At 64.0% G+C, this 1020-nt stretch carries 2 protein-coding genes; both read right to left on the bottom strand.

Annotation, left to right across the window (positions count from 1 at the left end):
* A partial coding sequence (locus tag ACGF5C_RS35345) for a hypothetical protein (protein WP_393308847.1) occupies positions 1 to 271 on the bottom strand: 271 nt, incomplete at its 3' end.
* A gap of 292 nt (positions 272 to 563) precedes the next feature.
* Positions 564 to 1020, bottom strand: a 457-nt coding sequence (locus ACGF5C_RS35340; RefSeq protein ID WP_393308845.1) for a hypothetical protein, incomplete at its 5' end; no start/stop codon positions are given.

Below are 1020 nucleotides of genomic sequence, written 5' to 3'. Positions count from 1 at the left end.
AGTCGGCCAGGTCGGTGCTCGCGCAGTAGTCCGCCACCGTCGGCGCTGTGTAGGAGCGCACCGGAGTCCCGCGATTTCGTCCCGCGCGAGACAGCTTGCGCGGGCACGGCAGCCGCGAGGTACGCACCGCCGAGAGCATCAACCGCAGCACCTCGATCGCGATGTCGCGGGCACCACCAGTGCGGCCTTTGGCTTCGACATTCTTCGCCAGCTGCGATTCTCGGACAGGGCTGACACTCGACGCGTCCTTGCGGACGACGCAACGAAACACCCCGACAGCACATTACGACCGGTCCGCATCGATGACGCTCTTCGAGATCCCCCATCCATCAACTATGACGCTCTGCGGCACAACAGTTTTCGGCAATCCGACAACGTTCCGGCATCGACAACCACACGACTGCCAGCTCATCTTCGAAGGCTCCGAAACCGACCTCGTGCTCCAGGATCCCGACCGTAGGGTTCCCCAGTCCGCGCAGTGCCGGTTCGAGTCCGGTCTACCTGAACCGTGAAGGTGCAGGTAGACCGGGTTTTGAAACATACGAACTCTGACGCACCGGCGATCAGTGCGCTATCGACCTGCGCCCGAACAGTCTTCCCCTACCGTGCCGGTGGGGCGGGGTCCGGCTTCCGGTGTCGTGTTCGGCGACCTCGGAAGGTTCGGATGTGACGCTGGTGGTGCCGGTGTGACTGTAGTAGACCGGGGTCTCCCGTCGGGCCGACTCGAGTTCGTGGCGGGCGGCGCGTCCACGGCGGGCAGTGCGGCGGGTGCCGGCGAGTAGCAGGGCCAATCCGGCGACCGCGATGGCGCCGAGAACCATGCCGTAAAGGAACAGCACCCCGGTCGATCCGGTGACGTGATAGCCGAACACCGCGAAGTTGTCGGTCAGGAGGTGGCTGTTGCCGCTGTTGGCGAATACTCCTATGACGCCGATGATTACGGCGGCGACCAGGATGACGAGTCCGATGATGACGATCACGGCAATTCCTCGGTTCGGTTTACTTCCCCGCTGGTTGGGC

It is taken from the genome of Micromonospora sp. NPDC047620, from assembly GCF_043205005.1.
Taxonomy (GTDB): domain Bacteria; phylum Actinomycetota; class Actinomycetes; order Mycobacteriales; family Micromonosporaceae; genus Micromonospora.
The sequence above is the reverse complement of the archived record's forward strand: the minus strand, read 5'-3'. Positions and strand labels throughout refer to the sequence as shown.